Source organism: Shinella zoogloeoides, from assembly GCF_030733845.1.
Lineage (GTDB): Bacteria > Pseudomonadota > Alphaproteobacteria > Rhizobiales > Rhizobiaceae > Shinella > Shinella zoogloeoides_C.
On the sequence record NZ_CP132311.1, the window covers coordinates 2681338 to 2699916 of the forward strand.

The window sequence follows — 18579 nt, forward strand, 5'->3', positions numbered from 1 at the left end:
TCCCGGATCATTTGCCGATGCCGAGCGCCTTCTGGCGGCGCTCGATAACGTAGTGGGACAGCAGCGTGCACAGCGCGACCATGACGACCGCGATGACGCCGAGGGCCGCGCCGGGGCCGCGGCCGGCCGGCGATTGCATGAAGACGTAAAGACCGTAGGCGAGCGGCGCGTCGGAATTGCTCTGAATGAGCATCAGCGTCGCCGAAAGCTCGACGGCGGCGGTGGAGAAGCTGGTGACGAAGCCGGCGAGAAGGCCGCCCGTCATCAATGGAAGCACGATACGGCGGATGGTCCGCTGCTTGGTCGCGCCGAGGTTCTCCGCCGCTTCCTCCAGCGATTCCGATACCTGCTGCAGGGCGGCGTAGCAGGCGCGCAGCGCATAGGGCAGGCGGCGAATGGCGAGCGCCAGCACGACCATGATCCAGAGCGTGGCGAGCGGCGTGCCATCCGGCAGCGAGACGCCGTAGAAGGTGCGCAGATAGCCGATGCCGAGCACGACGCCGGGAATGGCGAGCGCCGAGGTCGCCGCCCAGTCGAGCCATCGCCGGCCGATGATCTTGGTGCGCAGTACGAGATAGGCGATGGCACCGCCGACGACCACGTCGATGAGGCCGGCGAGCGTGGCGTAGATCAGCGTGTTCTTGATGTAGATCGAGCTTTCGCCGAACACCCGGCCGTAATGGGCGAGCGTCACGGCATCCGGCAGCGGGCTGAAGGACCAGACCGTGGCGAAGGACAGCATCAGCAGGCCGATATGCGGCGAGAGCACGAGCAGCAGGATGAGGCCGACGACGCCATAGGCGACGATGCTCTCCCCAAGACCGAGCTTGCGCCGCGACAGGCCGCCACCGCCACGCTGGGTCGTGGAATAGTCCTTGCCGCGCATGGCGACGGCCGACAGCCACATGGCGAAGATCGAGACGACGATGAGGATGACGGAGATGACATAGCCCATCGGGTCCGTCAGACCGACGGAGGTGACGCGCAGATAGGCCTGCGGCGCCAGCATGTCCTTGACGTTGAGCAGAAGCGGCGTCGCAAGATCGTCGAAGACCTTGACGAAGACCAGCGAGGCGCCGGCGAGATAGCCGGGCATGGCGAGCGGGAAGACGATGCGGCGGAAGAGGCGCATGCCGGACGAGCCGAGGTTCTGCGCCGCCTCTTCCATGGAGCGGTCGATGTTGCGCAGACTGGTGGAGAGGTTGATCAGGATGAAGGGGAAATAGTGCAGCGACTGCACGAAGATGACACCGTTCAGCCCCTCCATGAAGGGAATGCGGATGCCGAACCAGTCATTGAGCAGCAGGTTGACGGTCCCGTTGCGGCCGAAGAGCAGCTGCATGGCCACCGCGCCGACGAAGGGCGGCATGATGAGCGGCACGAAGCCGAGGGTCTGGATGACCAGCGAGCCACGGAACTCGAAGCGCGTCGTCAGCACCGCGAGCGGCAGCGCGATGGCGCTCGCCCAGACCACCGACATGGCCGAGACATAGACCGAGTTGAAGAACGAGCGGCGGAAGAGATCGGTGTTGAAGAAATCGACGAAGTTCACGGCGGTGAGTGCGCCGGTGCCCTTCTCCGTGAAGGCGGTGTAGATCACCGTTCCGGCGGGGATGACAAGGAAGATCGCGAGAAAAAGCGCGATCAGCGTCACCGCCAGAACCTGGCCGGGCCGCGCCGTGATGCGCCGGGCAGGAAGGGATGGAAGTGCGAAGGCCATGAGGCAGTCTCCGGAGTGAGATCGGCCGGCCCGGCGGCCGAGGGCGCCGGGAGGAGCGAAGACAGGGCTGAGGGGGGGAGGCCGCCCGTCCGGCGGGCGGCCCTGGCAAGATCAGTCGATCAGGTCGAGCGCCTGCTCGGCCTTGGACTTGGCGGCAGCGTATTTCTCGCTGGCGAAGGCCGCCCAGATCTGTTCCAGTTCGGCCTGACGTGCCGTCTTTTCCTCGCCGCCGGTGAAGGCCGCGCGCATTTCGTCGGTCGCCGCCTCTTCCGCCGAGACCGGCATGCGGGCCATCAGGCCATGGGCCTCCGCGATCAGCGCGCGCGCTTCGGCCTGGTCATTGGCCGCCAGCGCCTTTTCGGCAGCATGGATCGCCTTCGTCGCATCGCGCAGATTGTCGAGCTGGAAGGTGATCAGCTGGTCGTAAAGGGCGTCGACAACATCCGTGCGCTGCTTGGAGACGTCGGAATCGAAGGTGATCATCGACTGGAAGCGCGGATCCTCGAAGGGGTTCGGGAAGCCTTCCGGCGCATTCTTGTAGAGTGCCGGGTTGATCGGCAGGCGGCGGATCGCCGGTTCGAGCAGAACGGCCTGCCCCTTTTCCGACAGCAGGTAGTTCACGAAGGCTTCGGCGCCCTTCTGGTTCGGCGCATTGGCGATGATGCCGACATTGGCCGGCACGACCGTCGTGATCGAGGGATAGCTGAAGGAGACCGGGAAGCCGCTCGCCTTGGCGGAGAAGGCGAAGAAGTCGATGACGATGCCGATGCCCGTCTGGCCGGAATTGACCGCATCCGGCACGCCGAAGGAGCGCTCCGTCACCTGCTGGAGGTTGCCGCCGATGCCGGTCAGCGTCGCCCAGCCCTTTTCCCAGCCCTCGCCCTGCAGGATCGTCTCGATCGTCAGATGCGTCGTGCCGGAGCGCGAGGGTGCGGCGATGGCGATATGGTCATGATATTCCGGCTTCAGGAGGTCACTCCATTCGGTCGGCTGCGGCAGGTTGTTGGCTTCCAGATAGCGGTCGTTCGACATGATGCCGTAGCCGGACGCGGCAAAGCCGAAATAGTAGCCCTGCGGATCGTTGACCGGATAGGAGCCGACTTTTTCGGGAAGGCCCGTGACAGACGGCGTGAACCGGGCCAGCAGGTCGCGGCTCTTCAGGTTCTCGAAGGCGTCGGGCGCGGAGGCCCAGAACAGGTCGACCTGATTGTTGCCCTTCGTCTCGTCGACGAACTTGACGCCCGAGCTCGTGCTCTTGTTCTGAACGTCGAGCGTATAACTGGGATTGGCGGCCTCGAAGCCGGCCTTGAAGGGATCTGTGACGTCCTTGGAGAAGGACGTGATGACGGTGACTTTTCCGCCGTCCTGGGCCTGAACGGCAACGATCATGGCGGCCGACATCAGCATCGCCGCGGCAATGGTCTTGAGCATATGGTTTCCTCCCAATGGCGCCGCCGGCTCTCCGGCGGTCATCGGGATATCAGCAAAGCCCGTGCCAGTTTCGAAAACGCCGGTTTTCCAGCGTTCCCGCACGAAAAATGGGAAAGAAGGGTAACATCGCCTCCGTTTTCCGGGGTCGAAAGGGTAACGTCACGCTTCCTCTTCACCCCCGAGGCCATGCTTGCGCATCTTCAGGTACAGCGTCTTGCGTGAGATGCCGAGCATGTCCGCCGTCACGCCGATGCGGCCTTCCTGCTCGGCAAGGCTGTCGATGAGGATCGCCCGCTCCACCCGGTCCATGCGCGCCTCCAGCGTCTCACCGGCCGCTTCGCCGCCCGTCGGCAGGTCTTCGAGGCCGAGCACGTAACGTTCGGCAACGTTGCGCAGCTCGCGCACATTGCCGGGCCAGTTGCGCCGGTCGAGATCGGCAAGCACGGTCGCATCGACATGCGGGGCGGCGCGGCCCTGCCGGCGTGCAGCCAGATCGAGGAAGTGGCGGAAGAGCAGCGCGACGTCGCCCCGGCGAACCGAAAGCGCGGGCAGCTCGACGCGGGCGATGTCGAGCCGATAGGCGAGGTCTTCGCGGAACCTGCCCTGCCGGGCAAGCTGGTGCAGATCCGCCTTCGTGGCGGCAACGACCTGAAGGTCGACCGCCACCTCGTCGTTCGAGCCGAGCCGCTCGATGACCCGCTCCTGCAGCACGCGCAGCAGTCGCACCTGCGCCGGCAGCGGCATTGATTCGATCTCGTCGAGGAAGAGCGTGCCGCCATGGGCATGCTCGATCTTGCCGATGCGCTTGTCCTTCGCCCCGGTAAAGGCACCGGCCTCATGGCCGAACAGTTCCGATTCCAGCATGGTCTCCGGGATCGCGCCGCAATTGACGGCGACGAAGCGGCCCTTGCGGCCGCTGAAATCGTGCAGCGCCCGCGCCGTCACCTCCTTGCCGGTGCCCGTCTCGCCGAGAACGAGGATATCGGTCGCCGCGCCCGCAATGCGCTTCAGCCGCTCGCGCAACGCCACCATCGGCGCCGAATGGCCGATCAGCCGCGCCTCCCAGCCATCGGCCGCGATGGACAGGCGCAGGCGCCGGTTTTCGATAAGCAGGCGGCGATGGTCGCGCGCCCGGCGCACGGTCTCGATGAGATGCACCGGATCGGCCGGCTTCTCCAGAAAATCCCAGACGCCATCGCGCATCGCGCGCAGCGCCATCGGGATATCGCCATGGCCGGTCATCAGGACGATCGGGATCTCCCTGTCGATAGCCTGCACGGCGGCCACGAGGTCGAAACCGTCCCGCCGCGGCATGCGCACATCCGAAACGAGGACCGCCTCGCTATCGGCCGCAAGCCCTTCCAGCGCCGCCGCGACGGAACCGTACGCGGATACGCGAAACCCCTCGATCTCCAGAAGTTCGCGGCAGGCGTCGAGCACATTGGCGTCGTCGTCGACGAGGATGACGTCTATCGATGCGGTCATGCCGCTCCTTTCAGGGACACGATGAAGCGCGTGCCGCCGGGTCCGGTCTCCAGCACGGCGATATCGGCGCCGAAATCCTTGATGATGTTGTAGGAAATGGAAAGGCCGAGCCCGAGGCCCGCACCAACCGGCTTGGTGGTGAAGAAAGGATCGAAGACCGCCTCGCGGTTCCCGGCGGCAATGCCCGCGCCGGTATCGCCGACGATCAGGCTTGCCCCTTCGCCGCTCCCCTCCGCCGTCACCGTCACGACCCTTTCGGGCCGCTCCGCCACGGCATCGAGCGCATTGGCGACGAGGTTCACCACGACCTGTTCGAGCCGCACTGGCTCGGCCATGACCTGCGGCAGGTCGGGCGGCAGCACGAGTGCGAGCGTCGCGCCCTCCTCCTCGAAACGATGGTCGAGCAGGCTCAGCGCCTCGTGCACGACAGCCGCAAGATCGACGGGCTGCAGTTTCGCATCCGGCCGTCGCGCGAAGCGGCGGATATGGCTGATCTGTCCGGCCATGCGCGCCGTCAGCGCGCGGATCTTCTCCAGGTTGTTCAGCGCCTGCTCGCTGTTGCCGCGTGCGATCAGCGTGGAGCCGCTGTGGATATGCGCGCGGATCGCCGCCAGAGGCTGGTTCAGCTCGTGGCCAATGCCCGCCGCCATCTGGCCGAGCGCCGCGAGCTTTGCCGACTGCACCAGCTCATCACGCGTCTGGCGAAAGAGGGTGAGCGCGCGGGCAAGGTCCGCCAACTCGTCATTGCCGCCCGCCGGAATGGGCGCGGCAGGATTGCCCGCGCTGATCGCCGTCGCGGCATGGGCGAGCTGATCGATGCGGGCAAGCAGGCTGCGATGCACATAGAAGACGCCGATGACGACGGCGAGCGCGACGGCCATCACGGCGATGGCCGCAAGCAGCTTCCGGCCGAGGTCGATGGCCGCGGCCGCCCTCTGCGCCGCCGCGCCGGCGCTCGCCTCGATGGCCACCACTTCCGCCTCGATGCGCTGGCCGAGCGCCGCGACGAGACGGCCGTTCTCCTTCGCCAGTTCGCCGAGCCGTTCCGCCTCACGCATTTCTGAGCGCTTGCGGTTGGGCGTGCCCGTCGCGGGGTCGGATTGCTGCAGGATGCGCCGGGCAAGCTGGCGCACCGTCAGACTGTCCGGCCAACCCTCCAGAGTCGCCAGGCGCGCGGCAAGCTCGTCCGCGCTGTCGCCGAGAAAGGCATTGGCCTCCTGCACCTCCTCCGCCGTCGCGCTGCTGACGAGCCGGGCGATCAGCCCGGTGGCAAGATTGGCCTGCGACACCACGGTCAGCAGTGCCTCGCTGCGCCGCTGCTCGCCGAGCGCGGCCGCGCTGCGACCGTTACGCGTTTCCGCCTCGATGTTGAAGCGGATGTCGTCGACCAGCGGATCGGCCTCCTCGATCAGATCGGCCTGCACCCAGCGCAGCTCGTCGACATCCGCGCGCATCGCCTCGGCCAACGTGAAGCGCTTGCCGGCCGCCAGATCGATCCGGGTGAGGTTGCCGTTGATCGAGGCGGCCAGCGGCAGAAGCTTCTGCACGGAAGGTTCGGCCTCGTTATCCTCCAGCAATGCCTGCAAGGCGGCCAGCCGCTCGGCATAGACGCGGCGGGTCTCGTCATATTCCGCCCGCGTCTCCGCACCGGTCAGCGCCGCCGTGACCGAGCCGATATCGGCTCCCGCCTTGGAAAGCCGCGAGGCGAAGGCAAGCTGCGGCATCTGCACTTCGGCAATGCGCGAAAGCTCGCCCGAGAGTTCCCGGTAGGAAAGCCAGCCGACGAGGCTGGCGCCGACGGCAAGGCCGACGATCGCGACGAAGGCCGCGCCGAGGCGCGCGCCGATACCGAAGCGCCATCGCCTCGGCCCCTTCCGTCGTGATGCATCATGGGTCTCCATCGCGCCGGCTTCTACCATCGCCGGCCGGGCGGGGTCGAGATCGTCACCAGCAGGCTTTCCGCCCGGGTAAGGTTCTGCTCCACGACGCCCCTTATATCGCGCGCGACGGTTTGCTGCGCCGCCGTGCGGGCAATGCCCCGCGGCCATTCGCCCTTCAGGTCTTCGGCCAGTTTCTCCACATCGCCAGCCGACAGCGGCGGCGTGCCCAGCAGCCTGCGCACGCTCGCCAGCGTGCTTTGCCGCGCGGCATCGCCCTGCGCCTGCCCTTCGAATTCCCGCAGCCGCGCCCACAGACGGGCGAGCATCGCCCGTCGACGAACGATGTAATCATCGAAGATCAGGTTGACGATGCCGTAGCGCTCGGCCGAAAGGCGCGCATCGAACCCATTGGCGGCAAGCAGGCCGCCCGTGCTTTCGGGCGGCAGCAGGCCGGCATTCAGCTCCGCACGCACCGGAATGCGCCCGATGGCCGGTCGCAGCAGGATACCCTGCCCTTCCGCGGAAAACAGGAAATCAACGAAGCGCTCGGCCGCCTCTCCATTGCGCGCCCGCGAGAGAATGGCGATGTTGGCCGGCACGTAGATCGGGTCCGGCGTCAGCGCGAATACGTTCTCGCCACCCGCGACATCCGGCGCCTTCGCCAGGAAATCGATGGTGACGCCGATGCCGAAGCGGCGTTGTGCCACGCCCGAGGCGACGCCGAAGCTGCGCGCCGTGACGGTCGAGAGATTGCCGCCGATCTCCGACAGCAGCGCCCATCCCCGCTCCCAGCCATAGGCCTGCAGCAGGGCTTCCACGATGAGATGCGTCGTGCCGGAACGGGAGGGCGAAGTGATGCCGATATGGCCGGCATAGGCGGGTTTCAGCAGATCCTGCCAGTTCTGCGGCACCGGCAGGCCATATTGCGCGAGATAGGCCGAATTGTAGACGAGCCCGTAACCCGACAGCGCAAAACCGAGATAGAAGCCATCGGGATCGTTGACCGGATAACCGAGAATGCGTTCCGGCGCGCCGGTCTGGCGCGGGCGGATCGCCCTCAGGGCCCCCTTGCGCTTCAGAAGCTCAAAGGCATCCGTCGCCGAAGCCCAAAAGATATCCGCCGCGACCTCGGGCTTCTCAAGGATGAAGCGGCTCGCGCTGCCCGTGTTGCGCTGAACGACCGTGACACGCACATCCGGATTGCGCGCCTCGAAGGCCCGCTGGAACGGTTCGTAGAAGGACGGCGGATAGGACGTGATGATCGACAAATCCGCCGCTCTTGCGCCGAATGCGCAATCTAGAAACATGGCGAGCGGCAAAAGCCAATACAGGCCATGATGACCGTGCCATTTCAATGCTAATTGTCCTCTGTGGTGGAACGTCTTACTGCCTAACTGGCGGCCGAAAGAAGTTTGTCTGCCTTCGGATCGGATGTCCATCGCATCCCAGACCGGTACAGCTGGTTTCAAGTGGGTCAGGCGCGACGACGAACTCCTTCTCGATCATTGTTACATAATTCGAGATATTGAACTACGTGATGTAGCCGCAAAGTTAGAATGTCCTGTTTCTGCAAAGTTAGAATGTCGCACTCCCCGGTCTGAATGAGACCTGGGAGATTGCAGATGGGACTGATTGCGACCTGCAGCGCATCGAGATTTTGTCGAAGGTGGTCGCCGGCCGGATGAGCATCGTGTTAGCGGCGCATGTTCTGGATCTGAGCACGCGCCAGGTCCGTCGGCTTCTGCAGCGAATGCGCACGGACGGCGCAGCTTCGATCCGGCACAATGCAATCGGCCGTCTGCGGTATGGACGACGGCAACGCTTTCCTGCCTCAATTCATGGAGCGCTATAACCGCCAGTTTGCCATTGCCCCTGCCCGACCTGACGACTTGCACCGGCGGTTGAATCTTGCCCCCGATCGGCTGTGCGACGTCCTGTGCAAAACGTGAGCAGCGTTATGTCGGTGCCCAGTTGACGTTTTCGTTCGAGCGCCAGCGGATCATGCTCGAGGAGAACGAGGTGACGCGTGGACTGGTTGGGCGCTATGTCGAATCTTCGACAAGGACCAGCAGGTGACGCATGCGGCGATCACCGAGGACAAACGGCTTTCCGATGTGCTGGCCTGCCTCGACGTGCGCCAGGACGAGCGGCCGATACTGAAGGTAACGACCCACAGCGAGAAGATTGGCTACACGCCGCGCGGTCGCAAGCCGGGCAAGCGAACGGATTACATGAACCATCCGGCAGTGATTGCGCGGCGTACGACGGCGCTGTCGAAGCTTGATGTTGCCGACTAGCGCATCGATAAATCGTCTCAAAGCTCACATGAGGATTTCGCCGTCAAGATCAATCATCGTTTCATAGCGTGCCCCTTCGATTTCGCATCGAACCCATGGTCTGAGCCACCTTGCTTGACGCGGCACGTTTCCGTCACCGGTTCAAACTCACATACGGTCGCCGTTTTGTCCGGCAGCACCATTATCCCGCTTGCGTAGCGGCAAGGCTCAGGAGAACGGGACCAATCTAAAGCGCGGCATTTGAAGCCCGACTTTGAGGCGGTTCGCTCACCTGGATCCGCCAGGAGTGATCAGTCCTGGAAGATTCGTGTGTTCGGCAATTTTCGTCAGGCGGTCTTCATGACAGCCCCCTCGATGACAACACCCGCAGTGACAAACTTCCACAGCGCGATAAGGAGTTTGCGCGCCAGGGCAACTATCGCGGCTTTCCTTAAGCGTCCACCATTCGACTGAACCCGATCCACAAACCAACGGCTGAGCGCTGATGCTGGCTGATTGCGTAGCCACAACCAAGACAGTTGAATCATCGTGGTGCGCAGCCGAGGGTTTCCTGCCTTTGAGACACCCTGTTCGTGGTCGATGGTCCCGCTCATCCATGGAGTTGGTGTCAAACCTGCATAGGCGGCAATCTGCCGCCTATTATCAAAATGCCGGGACAGGGCTTCGGTCCAAAGAACAGCGGCAAATTCAGCGCCAACACCCTTCAAGGACAGCAGCATCGCTGCGGGCGAGGTTGCCTCAACCGCTGGCTGCTCGTCCATCGATAGGAGAGAATTACGCTCGCTCTCCACTGCAGCGATCTGTTCTAGCAGCAACTCGAGACGGTCGAGTTCGCGATTGATTTGAGCCCTCAGGTGTTTCGGTAACTCGCGCCCATCTCCGGTCTGGAGCTCCTCCAGCCGCTGACGGCGATCTTTACGGAGCGGTTGATAGCCGCTGACGCCTTGAGCAAAGAGTAGCCCCTTCACGCGATTGACATGCCTGACCCGCTCAGCAATCAAAACTTTGCGTTCCCGGCAAATCCGGCGCCGATCTTCGTCCTTCGGATCTGGCGCTCTAACCATCGCACATACGCGTGGCTCGCCGCGCTTGAACGCGAGCAATGTGCGCGTCAGAGCCTCTCCATCGATCTTGTCGGTCTTGGCACGCCGACGTCGACGGGAAGTCGCGATCGAAGCTGCGTCGACGACGTAACTCTCGATGCCGTGAGCCTCCAGCACGCGGTGTATCCAGAAGCCGTCCAATCCTGCCTCTTGGATCGTCACGATGGGAAATAACTTCCCTGTTCTCAGCCGGGCCTTCAGTTGTAGCTGCTCAAATCGATCCAGCAGCTCGGCTACATTGCCACCGGCCACTACATGCTTCGACATCTTCTCGCCGTTGCCTGGCGACAACGAAGTGATCAACCAGGTTGATCGGCTCAATTCCAATGACACAAAAATTGCGCCAAGATCAGTGCGGACAGCGGTCGGATGAATGGATGCAGGTTCCATAAACTGCTCCTCCTGAGCGAGTGTTTTGATGCAACCTCACTCTGCCAGAGCGGCGGCCGCTGTTCACTCCTCATGGGATCTAAAGCCGAAGGGGCGTGCTTACCACCCGCCCCGATCTGATCTTGCAACCCGGCCCAGCCGGTCAGATCGGGGCTGATTGGCAGGCCGTGTGGCGACCAAAGGACATTTCTAGTGTAGATTCCGATGATTCACCGGACGGCATTCCGATCAAAAACCGGACACGATTCCGAGAATTAACCGGACGCGATTCCGATTTGATACCGGACAGTTTTTCAACGTAAGCTGAGAGCGGCGGTGCAAAAGTCGGCCACGGTAGCGGCGGCATAATGCTGCTGCGGGCGGAGTAAAATCCGGCCACCTATCTTCCTTCTGCAATGATCGCAGGAGGGACAGGGGATCTACACCGTGGAACTATATCTGAAGGTTCGTCTGGCTGTTTCGGAAGGGATGACGCAGCGTCAGGCGGCGAAGCATTTCAACATATCGCGCGACAGCGTGGCGAAGATGGTGTCGTATTCGACGCCACCCGGTTACCAGCGGCGATCACCGATCCGGCGTCCGAAGCTGGATGCGTTTGTTTCGACGATCGAGCATTGGCTCGACGAGGACCTGAAGGTGCCGCGCAAGCAGCGGCATACGGCCAGGCGGGTATTTGACCGCCTGCGCGACGAGTGCGGGTTCACCGGCGGCTACACGATCATCAAGGACTACATGCGCGAGCGGGATCAGCGCCGGCAGGAAGTGTTCGTGCCACTTGCCCATCCGCCGGGCCACGCGCAGGCCGATTTCGGCGAGGCGATGGTGGTGATCGGCGGTGTGGAACAGAAGGCCCGCTTCTTCGTGCTGGATCTTCCGCATAGTGATGGCTGCTATGTTCGGGCCTATCCGGCGGCGGTGGCCGAGGCCTGGGTGGACGGTCACATCCATGGATTTGCCTTCTTCGGGGGCGTGCCGCAGTCGATCGTCTACGACAACGACCGTTGCCTGGTCGCAAAGATCCTGCCCGACGGTACACGCAAGCGGGCGGTGTTGTTCAGCGGCTTCCTGTCCCACTACCTGATCCGGGATCGCTATGGGCGGCCGGGAAAGGGCAATGACAAAGGGAATGTCGAGGGCCTTGTGGGCTACGCCCGGCGCAACTTCATGGTGCCGATCCCGCAGTTTGCGACATGGGATGCGTTCAACGCCTTTCTGGAGGAGCAGTGCCGCAAACGCCAGCGCGACAGGCTGCGCGGCGAGAGCGAGACGATCGGCGAGCGCCTGCAGCGGGATCTGGCGGCCATGCGTCCATTGCCGACATCACCCTTCGATGCCTGCGATCAGGCCAGCACCAGCGTAACGGCCCAGTCCCTGGTGCGCTACAAGACCAACGACTATTCCGTGCCGGTCGCCTACGGTCATCAGGACGTCTGGGTGCGGGGCTATGTCGACGAGGTGGTGATCGGCTGCCGTGGCGAGATCATTGCTCGCCATCCGCGGTGCTGGGATCGGGAAGACGTCGTCTTCGACCCTATCCACTACCTGCCGCTGATCGAGCAGAAGATCAATTCCCTGGATCAGGCCGCCCCTCTGCAAGGCTGGGACCTGCCGGAAGAGTTCGCTACGCTGCGCCGGCTGATGGAAGGCCGCATGGCCAAGCATGGTCGGCGGGAATACGTTCAGGTTCTGCGCCTGCTGGAGAGCTTCGAGCTCGCCGACCTGCATGCGGCGGTGAAGCAGGCAATCCAGCTCGGCGCAATCGGATTCGATGCGGTCAAGCATCTGATCCTGTGCCGGGTCGAGCGACGGCCACCTCGACTGGACCTGGCGATCTATCCCTACCTGCCGAGGGCGACGGTCGAGAAGACCTCGGCGAAAGCCTACATGCGGCTTTTGTCGTCTGATGCGGGAGAAGCGGCATGAGCACCGAAGCACCCGAGATACTGCTTGCCCACTATCTCAAGACCCTGAAGCTGCCGACCTTCCAGCGCGAGTATCAGAAGCTGGCCCGGTTATGCGCCACCGAGGGCGTCGACCACATCGACTACCTGTTCCGGCTTGCCGAACGGGAGATGATCGAACGCGATCGCCGCAAGGTCGAACGCCGGATCAAGGCGGCCAAATTCCCTGTCGTCAAAAGCCTCGACAGCTTCGACTTCACAGCCATCCCCAAGCTGAACAAGATGCAAGTGCTGGAGCTGGCACGTTGCGAGTGGATCGACCGCCGCGAGAACGTGATCGCTCTCGGCCCCAGCGGCACGGGCAAGACGCATGTCGCACTCGGCCTCGGACTGGCGGCCTGCCAGAAGGGGCTGTCCGTCGGCTTCACCACGGCCGCCGCCCTGGTCAGTGAGATGATGGAGGCGCGTGACGAGCGGCGTCTGCTCCGTTTCCAAAAGCAGATGGCAGCCTACAAGCTGCTGATCATCGATGAGCTGGGCTTCGTGCCGCTGTCCAAGACCGGCGCGGAATTGTTGTTCGAGTTGATCTCCCAGCGTTACGAGCGCGGTGCGACCATGATCACCAGCAATCTGCCTTTCGACGAATGGACGGAAACCCTGGGGTCCGAGCGTCTGACCGGCGCCCTGCTCGATCGCATCACCCACCACGTCAACATCCTCGAGATGAACGGCGACAGCTACCGTCTCGCCCAAAGCCGCGCCCGAAAGGCCGGCTGACGCCTTCTCTGAAAATCGCCGCGCGCGCCTGAGACCCCCGCTCGGGCTACGCCCTCCCGGCGGTCTCAGGCGCGCGCCAAGGTGGCCGACTTTTGCTCCGCCCCGTGGCCGGTTTTTACTCCGCCGTTGACATTGTACAGCTGGAAAGATCAGCTACTCGGTCACGAGGCTCCCTCATCCATGAAACGCCGCAAATCCAACCCCAAGCTGCCTGAACGTGAAGAGCTCGAGCGGCAGCTTGAAGCCCTCCAGCGTGATGTCCGCCAGTTACAACTCGAGCATGATCTCCGAAGAAGGCCAACGAACTCCTAAAAAAAGACCTGGGCGTCGATCTGCAGATCCTGAGAAATCGGGAGAAGACCCAGCTGATTGACGCCCTTAAGGAAGTTTATCGCTTGCCAGAGCTGCTTGCCCAGCTTCGGATTGCCCGCAGCTCCTACTTCTACCATCGCGCCCGCATGTGCCTGGCAGACAAGTATGCCGCCGTCCGCCATAGCCTAGCTGAGATCTTTGAAACGAACCGTCGTTGCTACGGTTATCGACGACTGCAGGCGTCGCTGGCCAGACAAAGCGTGGTAATCTCGGAAAAGGTTGTCCAGCGATTGATGAAGCAGGAGCAACTGGTCGTTGCCAGGCCGCGTCGACGGCGGTTTGGATCCTATCTGGGAGAGATCAGTCCAGCGCCCGAGAACCTGATCAATCGCGACTTCCATGCAGAAGCGCCGAACGTGAAATGGCTGACAGACATCACCGAGTTCCAGATCCCAGCAGGTAAGGTGTACCTTTCGCCCATCATCGACTGCTTTGACGGCATGGTCATCAGCTGGTCCATCGGAACCCAACCGGATGCAGGTCTCGTCAACACCATGCTGGATGCAGCCATCGGAACCGTCGCCAACAGCGAGGAACGGCCAATCATCCATTCTGATCGCGGAGCCCATTATCGATGGCCCGGCTGGTTAACCCGTATCAGCGAAGCAAGACTGGTTCGCTCGATGTCTCGAAAGGGTTGCTCGCAAGACAACGCCGCGTGCGAAGGGTTCTTCGGTCGGTTGAAAACCGAGCTCTTCTATCCACGAGACTGGAAGGTCATCACGATCGAGCAGTTCGTGGCAGAGGTGGACGCCTACATCCGATGGTACAATGAAACGCGCATCAAAATATCACTGGGATCACTCAGCCCGGTCGAATATCGTAAGAGCCTCGGCCTGAGCATTTAAAACAGTCCAACTTTTTATCCGCACCCCCTTCCCCGCAATCCCGGGTCAGTTCTCAGTGCAAATCAACAGCGATGTACAACGGGGCGAGGGATATTCAGCTTTGGGAGACCGGCTGCGCACTGCATCGTTCTACCGGAGGGAAAAGCGGAATGCGCGCCACATTTTCTGAACCTTTTCGCGGGAGAGAGCGCCGCCCTTTTCGCAAAGCCTAGTCCACCATCTCTCGCATCGCCGATGCCACGGCCCGTCCTGCATAAGGCTTGGTGAAGAAACGGCTATCGTCGGGAAGATCCTCGATCGCAATTTCCCGAAGCCCGGACGTCACGATGATCTTTATGGGTGGCCATCGATCGCGAACCGCGGCGGCGAGTTTTAATCCATCCATGCCGCCCGGCATATCTATATCGGTGAACATCACCTGAATGTCAGAACGTATCGCAAGGATAGCAAAGGCCTCGCTCGCGTTGCCAGCCTCCATGACCACGAAGCCGAGGTCTTCCAACTGATCGACGATGTCCATGCGGATGAGAGGCTCGTCTTCGACGACGAGAACGGTTATGACCTGTGGCAAGATGAAATCCGATACGCGCTATGGTCTGCGCCCAGACCCGTAATACGAAACCGCCTCGAACGGCAAACGTTCCGGCGTTCGCCGTCAAATCTCGAACATGACGCCGTTCTGTTGCTAAGTCGCGGTAAACTAATCAGAATGCGTGCGCCAGGGGAGCATCGTTGACCGTATTTGACCGAAACAACATTCAACTGCATGGAACGGGCCACCGATCAATCGTATTCGCCCATGGCTTCGGCTGTGACCAGAACATGTGGCGCTTCGTCGAACCCGCATTCCGGGACCGGTATCGAACCGTTCTCTTCGATCACGTCGGCGCGGGGCGCTCTGACCTGAAGGCTTTTGACAGGGCGAAATATTCCGATCTCAAGGGCTATGCATCCGATGTGATCGAGATCGGCCAAGCGCTGCAACTCGAGGGCGCCGTCTTCGTGGGCCATTCGGTCAGCGCCATGATCGGAGCGTTGGCATCGATCAGCGCGCCTGGCATGTTCGCGAAGCTGGTCATGGTCGGGCCATCGCCGCGCTATATCGACGACGGGGACTATGCCGGCGGATTCAGCGCGCTTCAGATTGAGGAACTGCTCTCATCATTGGCCGACAACCACCTTGGCTGGTCGGCAGCCATGGCCCCGGCGATCATGGGCAATCCGGACCGTCCCGAGCTTGGGGAGGAGCTGGTCAATTCGTTCTGCCGGACAGATCCTGAAATTGCTCGGCATTTTGCCCGAACGACGTTTACCTCCGACAACCGCACCGACCTGAAAAAAGTCATCGCGGATACCTTGATCCTGCAGACCCGAGACGACATCATCGCCTCGGAAGAAGTCGGCGAATACGTTCGCCGCGAGATCGAGGGTAGTCAGATCGTCTATCTGGATGCCACCGGGCACTGCCCTAATTTAAGCGCACCGGCCGCAGTGATTGAAGCGATGAATGAGTTCCTCTGACCTCTCTGACTCCGATTTTCAGGACCTGTTTGAGAACGCCCCTTGCGGTTACCTGTCGCTTGGGGCGGACGGCAAGGTCGTCCGGGTCAACGCCACCCTCTGCAACTGGCTTGGCAAGTCCTCCGACGATCTCGTCGGCAAGCGGCTTCGTGACATCCTGAACGTTGCAGGTAGTATCTTCTACGAAACTCACTTTGCTCCATTGCTTCGTATGCAGGGGTTCTTCGAGGAGGTTGCTCTCGACCTCCTGAAACCGGATGGCACTCTCCTTCCTGTGTTGGCCAACGCCGCCGAACGCCGGATTTCTGGCGAACTGGCCTTCACCCGGGTCACGCTCTTCCGCGCACCACAGCGACGCCGGCACGAACGCGAGCTGTCCGAGGCTCGTCGATCGGAAAGGGAGGCGCGCGGCAAGCTGGAGGAAATTAATGCGGGATTACAGCACCGCATTACCGATGCAGCGGTTCAGCAGACGCAGGCAGTCGAGGAGGCCGAACTACGGGAGCAGTTCATTGCGGTTCTCGGACACGACCTTCGCAATCCCCTGGCAGGGTTCGCAGGCGGCACGAACATTTTGACGCAAATGCACGGCGATCCCAAATCGATCCGCGTGCTGCGTCTGATGAGGGAAAGCATCAAGAGAATGGAAGGCTTGATCGACAACCTCATGGACTTCGCGAGGGGCCGCCTTGGTGGCGGCATCCACGTCGAGCCTTCATCCGGACAAAGGATCGAGCCGACAATCGCCCAGGTAGTCAATGAGATGAAGGCGGGTCATCCGGAGCGCAATATCGAGATGCGCCTCGATCTTCCTCAAACAGTCGATGTCGATCACCCGCGCATTGCCCAAATGTTTTCCAACCTGCTCGGTAATGCTATCGCGCACGGCTCGGAAGACCGCCCCATCGTGGTCGAAGCCAGGACGGCCGAAGGGGACTTTCTGCTCTCTGTCGCCAATGGCGGTGAACCCATTCCGCAGGCCGCTCTGGACCGCCTCTTCCGGCCATTTTACCGCGGCGAGGTCCGGCCCAGCATGCAGGGCCTTGGCCTTGGGCTTTATATTGCCAGCCAGATCGCGCAGGCGCACGATGGACGCATCGATGTAACGTCGGACGAGAAAGAAACGAGATTCACGTTTCGCATGCCGATCGGTGGATCAGTCGACCAACGCTAGCGTTGGAAACGTCCTCAAGTAATCTGTGTGGCAGGAAAGTGCTCACGGTGGAAGCACTTACCGCGACGCCCATGGCGATAAGACCCCTGGGGAGCGGACGAATTCGGCTTCTCGCGCAACCCATAGCGTTCTCAAGAAAAAGCGGCAGCACGAAAGCTGGCAGCACATTCGATCAGCTCAAGGACTCGGGCTAGACGTCCAAGACTTGGACGCTAGGCAGGCTTGGCCTTGCGATTGGCGTAGCGCCGATCGCGTTCGGCCTTGCGGGCGGCCGCGTCGTCGACAACCCGTGCGATACGATTTCTTTCTGCGGCTTCACGCGCTTCGGTTTCGGCGCGCGACGCCGCATCCGCAGCCGCCTGTCGCTCGGCTGCCTCGGCTGCCTGGCGTTCGGCCTCATCGCGTTTCACCCGTTCGCGCTCGAGACGCCGCTCTTCCCTGGCGGCGGCGATCGTCGCCCGCTCCGATTGCCTCGCCAATCTGGCAGGTTCGTCAGTAGTGCTTGCCGTACGAAAGGCACTCAGGAGAGCGGACTTTGCTTCCGCAGCCGCGCTACGGCGATCGGAGAGGTCATTGTTTCTGGCGTGTTTCAAATCTTTGTCCTGTGGGTCGTAGTTTACAAGTCAGGCCGTTCTGGCGCGTTTGGCGAGGAGAGAGATGATCGCCGCCTCCCGATCGGTCAGTTCTTTTGCAAGGCGCGCCTCGCGAAGCCGTCGGGTCTTCTCCTCACGGGCCAGAACGATGGAATCCAGCTCCTCAGCGGCACTGTTGCGCGCGAAGAATTGCGATTGAGCATTGGCGAAGGCGATCTCCGCCTTTTCGCGAGATTTGCTATGTGTGTGTGACATGGTTTTTCCGGTTGGGGCGCCGCAGGATGGTGCGGCAACAAAAAAGGCCAGGCACGCTGCCTGACCTTGGGTGGTATCATGCTCTCGACAGTGCCAGTACATCCGTGGTCAACGGAAAGCAGATACCGGATGGCTTAGGCAGCCTGCAGATTGCAGGCCGACATCTTGCCCGACTTGTTATCGCGCTCCAATTCGAAGCCGATCTTCTGACCTTCGACGAGGTCACGCATACCGGCGCGCTCGACGGCAGAAATGTGGACGAAGGCATCAGCGCCGCCATTGTCAGGCTGAATGAAGCCGAAGCCCTTGGTGGAATTGAACCATTTAACTGTGCCAGTGGTCATGGTGAACCCTTTCATAGCAATAAGAGAACCACAACGCCCGCGGCGTTGCAGATGTGATAGCGATTTTGAAAGAAAAGGTTCGTTCAGGGCACGGTGCCAAGCGCGCGACAATCAAAGCTAAGCAAGCAAATATCGACAAGCGGTATATAGGCGCGTCCTATCCCGTTGTCAATTTTTAGTTTTTGACTTCCAATATTCTCGGCGTCTGGTTGTATTTAAGAGAGGCCGTCAGCACCCCCTTCGCTCCTATTTTTCGCACAATACGCGGCAATGGAAGTCCGCCGCACGGTGGCGATGCTCGGCGCGCGGTCGCTGCTCGTCGGTGCGTTGATCGTCCGCTGCCGCCGCCCTCGGAGGGCGCCAGTGTGACGACGAAGAAGCCGCATTGATCGTCAAACGCTAAGCCTGATCGAAGCCGCATCTCGGAGTTGCTTCTTTCTTAAATCAGATTCATTGTGCAGTGCAGCAACCATATCGCTGCTGAGGTG

15 protein-coding genes and 2 pseudogenes are annotated in these 18579 nt (G+C 61.9%); 7 read left to right on the forward strand and 10 right to left on the reverse strand.

Annotation, left to right across the window (positions count from 1 at the left end):
- Positions 1-7 precede the first annotated feature (7 nt).
- The 5 genes from Q9316_RS14280 to Q9316_RS14300 all read right to left on the reverse strand — a co-directional run bounded on the left by Q9316_RS14280 (position 8) and on the right by Q9316_RS14300 (position 7784).
- Entirely contained in the window at positions 8-1720 is a 1713-nt protein-coding gene (locus Q9316_RS14280) for an ABC transporter permease (RefSeq protein ID WP_306032257.1), read from the reverse strand.
- Positions 1721-1831: 111 nt separating this feature from the next.
- On the reverse strand, positions 1832-3151 hold the full coding sequence (locus tag Q9316_RS14285) for an ABC transporter substrate-binding protein (RefSeq protein ID WP_306032258.1): 1320 nt from the start codon (positions 3149-3151) through the stop codon (positions 1832-1834).
- 159 nt (positions 3152-3310) lie between these two features.
- The gene (locus Q9316_RS14290; RefSeq protein ID WP_306032259.1) at positions 3311-4636 is read right to left on the reverse strand and encodes a sigma-54-dependent transcriptional regulator; all 1326 of its coding nucleotides are present in this window, start codon (positions 4634-4636) and stop codon (positions 3311-3313) included.
- Positions 4633-6537, reverse strand: coding sequence for an ATP-binding protein (locus Q9316_RS14295; RefSeq protein WP_306032260.1), 1905 nt, complete (start codon positions 6535-6537; stop codon positions 4633-4635). Before Q9316_RS14295 ends, Q9316_RS14290 begins: the two co-directional genes overlap by 4 nt.
- Positions 6538-6548: 11 nt before the next feature.
- Positions 6549-7784 carry an ABC transporter substrate-binding protein gene (locus Q9316_RS14300; RefSeq protein WP_306032261.1) on the reverse strand — a complete coding sequence of 412 codons (1236 nt, stop codon included), beginning with the start codon at positions 7782-7784 and terminating at the stop codon, positions 6549-6551.
- 413 nt (positions 7785-8197) lie between these two features.
- Between Q9316_RS14300 and Q9316_RS14305 the strand changes: the two genes are divergently transcribed.
- Both Q9316_RS14305 and Q9316_RS14310 read left to right on the forward strand, forming a co-directional pair.
- The gene (locus tag Q9316_RS14305) at positions 8198-8368 is read left to right on the forward strand and encodes a helix-turn-helix domain-containing protein (RefSeq protein ID WP_306032262.1); all 171 of its coding nucleotides are present in this window, start codon (positions 8198-8200) and stop codon (positions 8366-8368) included.
- A pseudogene (locus Q9316_RS14310) lies at positions 8307-8813 on the forward strand (ISNCY family transposase); the annotation flags it as partial. The gene Q9316_RS14305 and the pseudogene Q9316_RS14310, both read left to right, overlap by 62 nt.
- A 326-nt stretch (positions 8814-9139) precedes the next feature.
- On the opposite strand, the gene Q9316_RS14315 reads toward Q9316_RS14310, so the two are convergent.
- Positions 9140-10306: an IS110-like element ISRel9 family transposase gene (locus Q9316_RS14315; protein WP_306032263.1), complete on the reverse strand. Its 1167-nt coding sequence runs from the start codon at positions 10304-10306 to the stop codon at positions 9140-9142.
- 426 nt (positions 10307-10732) lie between these two features.
- Between Q9316_RS14315 and istA the strand changes: the two genes are divergently transcribed.
- From istA to Q9316_RS14330, 3 genes and pseudogenes are all read left to right on the forward strand, one after another.
- Positions 10733-12229 (forward strand): IS21 family transposase, encoded by a 1497-nt coding sequence (gene istA, locus Q9316_RS14320; RefSeq protein ID WP_431522392.1) that lies wholly within the window; start codon positions 10733-10735, stop codon positions 12227-12229.
- The gene (gene istB, locus Q9316_RS14325) at positions 12226-12984 is read left to right on the forward strand and encodes an IS21-like element helper ATPase IstB (protein ID WP_242218626.1); all 759 of its coding nucleotides are present in this window, start codon (positions 12226-12228) and stop codon (positions 12982-12984) included. The genes istA and istB overlap by 4 nt, the downstream gene beginning before the upstream one ends.
- Before the next feature lie 129 nt (positions 12985-13113).
- Positions 13114-14204: pseudogene (locus Q9316_RS14330) on the forward strand (IS3 family transposase); the annotation flags it as partial.
- Between the two features lie 208 nt (positions 14205-14412).
- Here the strand turns inward: Q9316_RS14330 and Q9316_RS14335 are convergent.
- A complete protein-coding gene (locus Q9316_RS14335) occupies positions 14413-14775 on the reverse strand; it encodes a response regulator (protein ID WP_371877916.1) in 363 nt (120 codons plus the stop codon).
- A 161-nt stretch (positions 14776-14936) separates the two neighbouring features.
- On the opposite strand from Q9316_RS14335, the gene Q9316_RS14340 reads away from it, so the two are divergent.
- Both Q9316_RS14340 and Q9316_RS14345 read left to right on the forward strand, forming a co-directional pair.
- On the forward strand, positions 14937-15725 hold the full coding sequence (locus tag Q9316_RS14340; protein WP_306032264.1) for an alpha/beta fold hydrolase: 789 nt from the start codon (positions 14937-14939) through the stop codon (positions 15723-15725).
- Positions 15712-16899, forward strand: coding sequence for a PAS domain-containing sensor histidine kinase (locus tag Q9316_RS14345; protein ID WP_306032265.1), 1188 nt, complete (start codon positions 15712-15714; stop codon positions 16897-16899). The genes Q9316_RS14340 and Q9316_RS14345 overlap by 14 nt, the downstream gene beginning before the upstream one ends.
- Positions 16900-17111: 212 nt before the next feature.
- On the opposite strand, the gene Q9316_RS14350 is transcribed toward Q9316_RS14345, so the two are convergent.
- The 3 genes from Q9316_RS14350 to Q9316_RS14360 form a co-directional block, all read right to left on the reverse strand.
- The gene (locus Q9316_RS14350) at positions 17112-17492 is read right to left on the reverse strand and encodes a DUF6481 family protein (protein WP_306032266.1); all 381 of its coding nucleotides are present in this window, start codon (positions 17490-17492) and stop codon (positions 17112-17114) included.
- Between the two features lie 30 nt (positions 17493-17522).
- Entirely contained in the window at positions 17523-17747 is a 225-nt protein-coding gene (locus tag Q9316_RS14355) for a hypothetical protein (RefSeq protein ID WP_306035314.1), read from the reverse strand.
- A gap of 134 nt (positions 17748-17881) precedes the next feature.
- Positions 17882-18091 (reverse strand): cold-shock protein, encoded by a 210-nt coding sequence (locus Q9316_RS14360; RefSeq protein WP_056321197.1) that lies wholly within the window; start codon positions 18089-18091, stop codon positions 17882-17884.
- Positions 18092-18579: the final 488 nt, after the last annotated feature.

Coding starts and splice junctions, on each gene's coding strand:
- Q9316_RS14280 (WP_306032257.1), bottom strand. CDS start 1,720: ATGGCCTTCGCACTTCCATCCCTTCCTGCCCGGCGCATCACGGCGCGG.
- Q9316_RS14285 (WP_306032258.1), bottom strand. CDS start 3,151: ATGCTCAAGACCATTGCCGCGGCGATGCTGATGTCGGCCGCCATGATC.
- Q9316_RS14290 (WP_306032259.1), bottom strand. CDS start 4,636: ATGACCGCATCGATAGACGTCATCCTCGTCGACGACGACGCCAATGTG.
- Q9316_RS14295 (WP_306032260.1), bottom strand. CDS start 6,537: ATGGAGACCCATGATGCATCACGACGGAAGGGGCCGAGGCGATGGCGC.
- Q9316_RS14305 (WP_306032262.1), top strand. CDS start 8,198: ATGAGCATCGTGTTAGCGGCGCATGTTCTGGATCTGAGCACGCGCCAG.
- Q9316_RS14315 (WP_306032263.1), bottom strand. CDS start 10,306: ATGGAACCTGCATCCATTCATCCGACCGCTGTCCGCACTGATCTTGGC.
- istB (WP_242218626.1), top strand. CDS start 12,226: ATGAGCACCGAAGCACCCGAGATACTGCTTGCCCACTATCTCAAGACC.
- Q9316_RS14345 (WP_306032265.1), top strand. CDS start 15,712: ATGAGTTCCTCTGACCTCTCTGACTCCGATTTTCAGGACCTGTTTGAG.
- Q9316_RS14355 (WP_306035314.1), bottom strand. CDS start 17,747: ATGTCACACACACATAGCAAATCTCGCGAAAAGGCGGAGATCGCCTTC.
- Q9316_RS14360 (WP_056321197.1), bottom strand. CDS start 18,091: ATGACCACTGGCACAGTTAAATGGTTCAATTCCACCAAGGGCTTCGGC.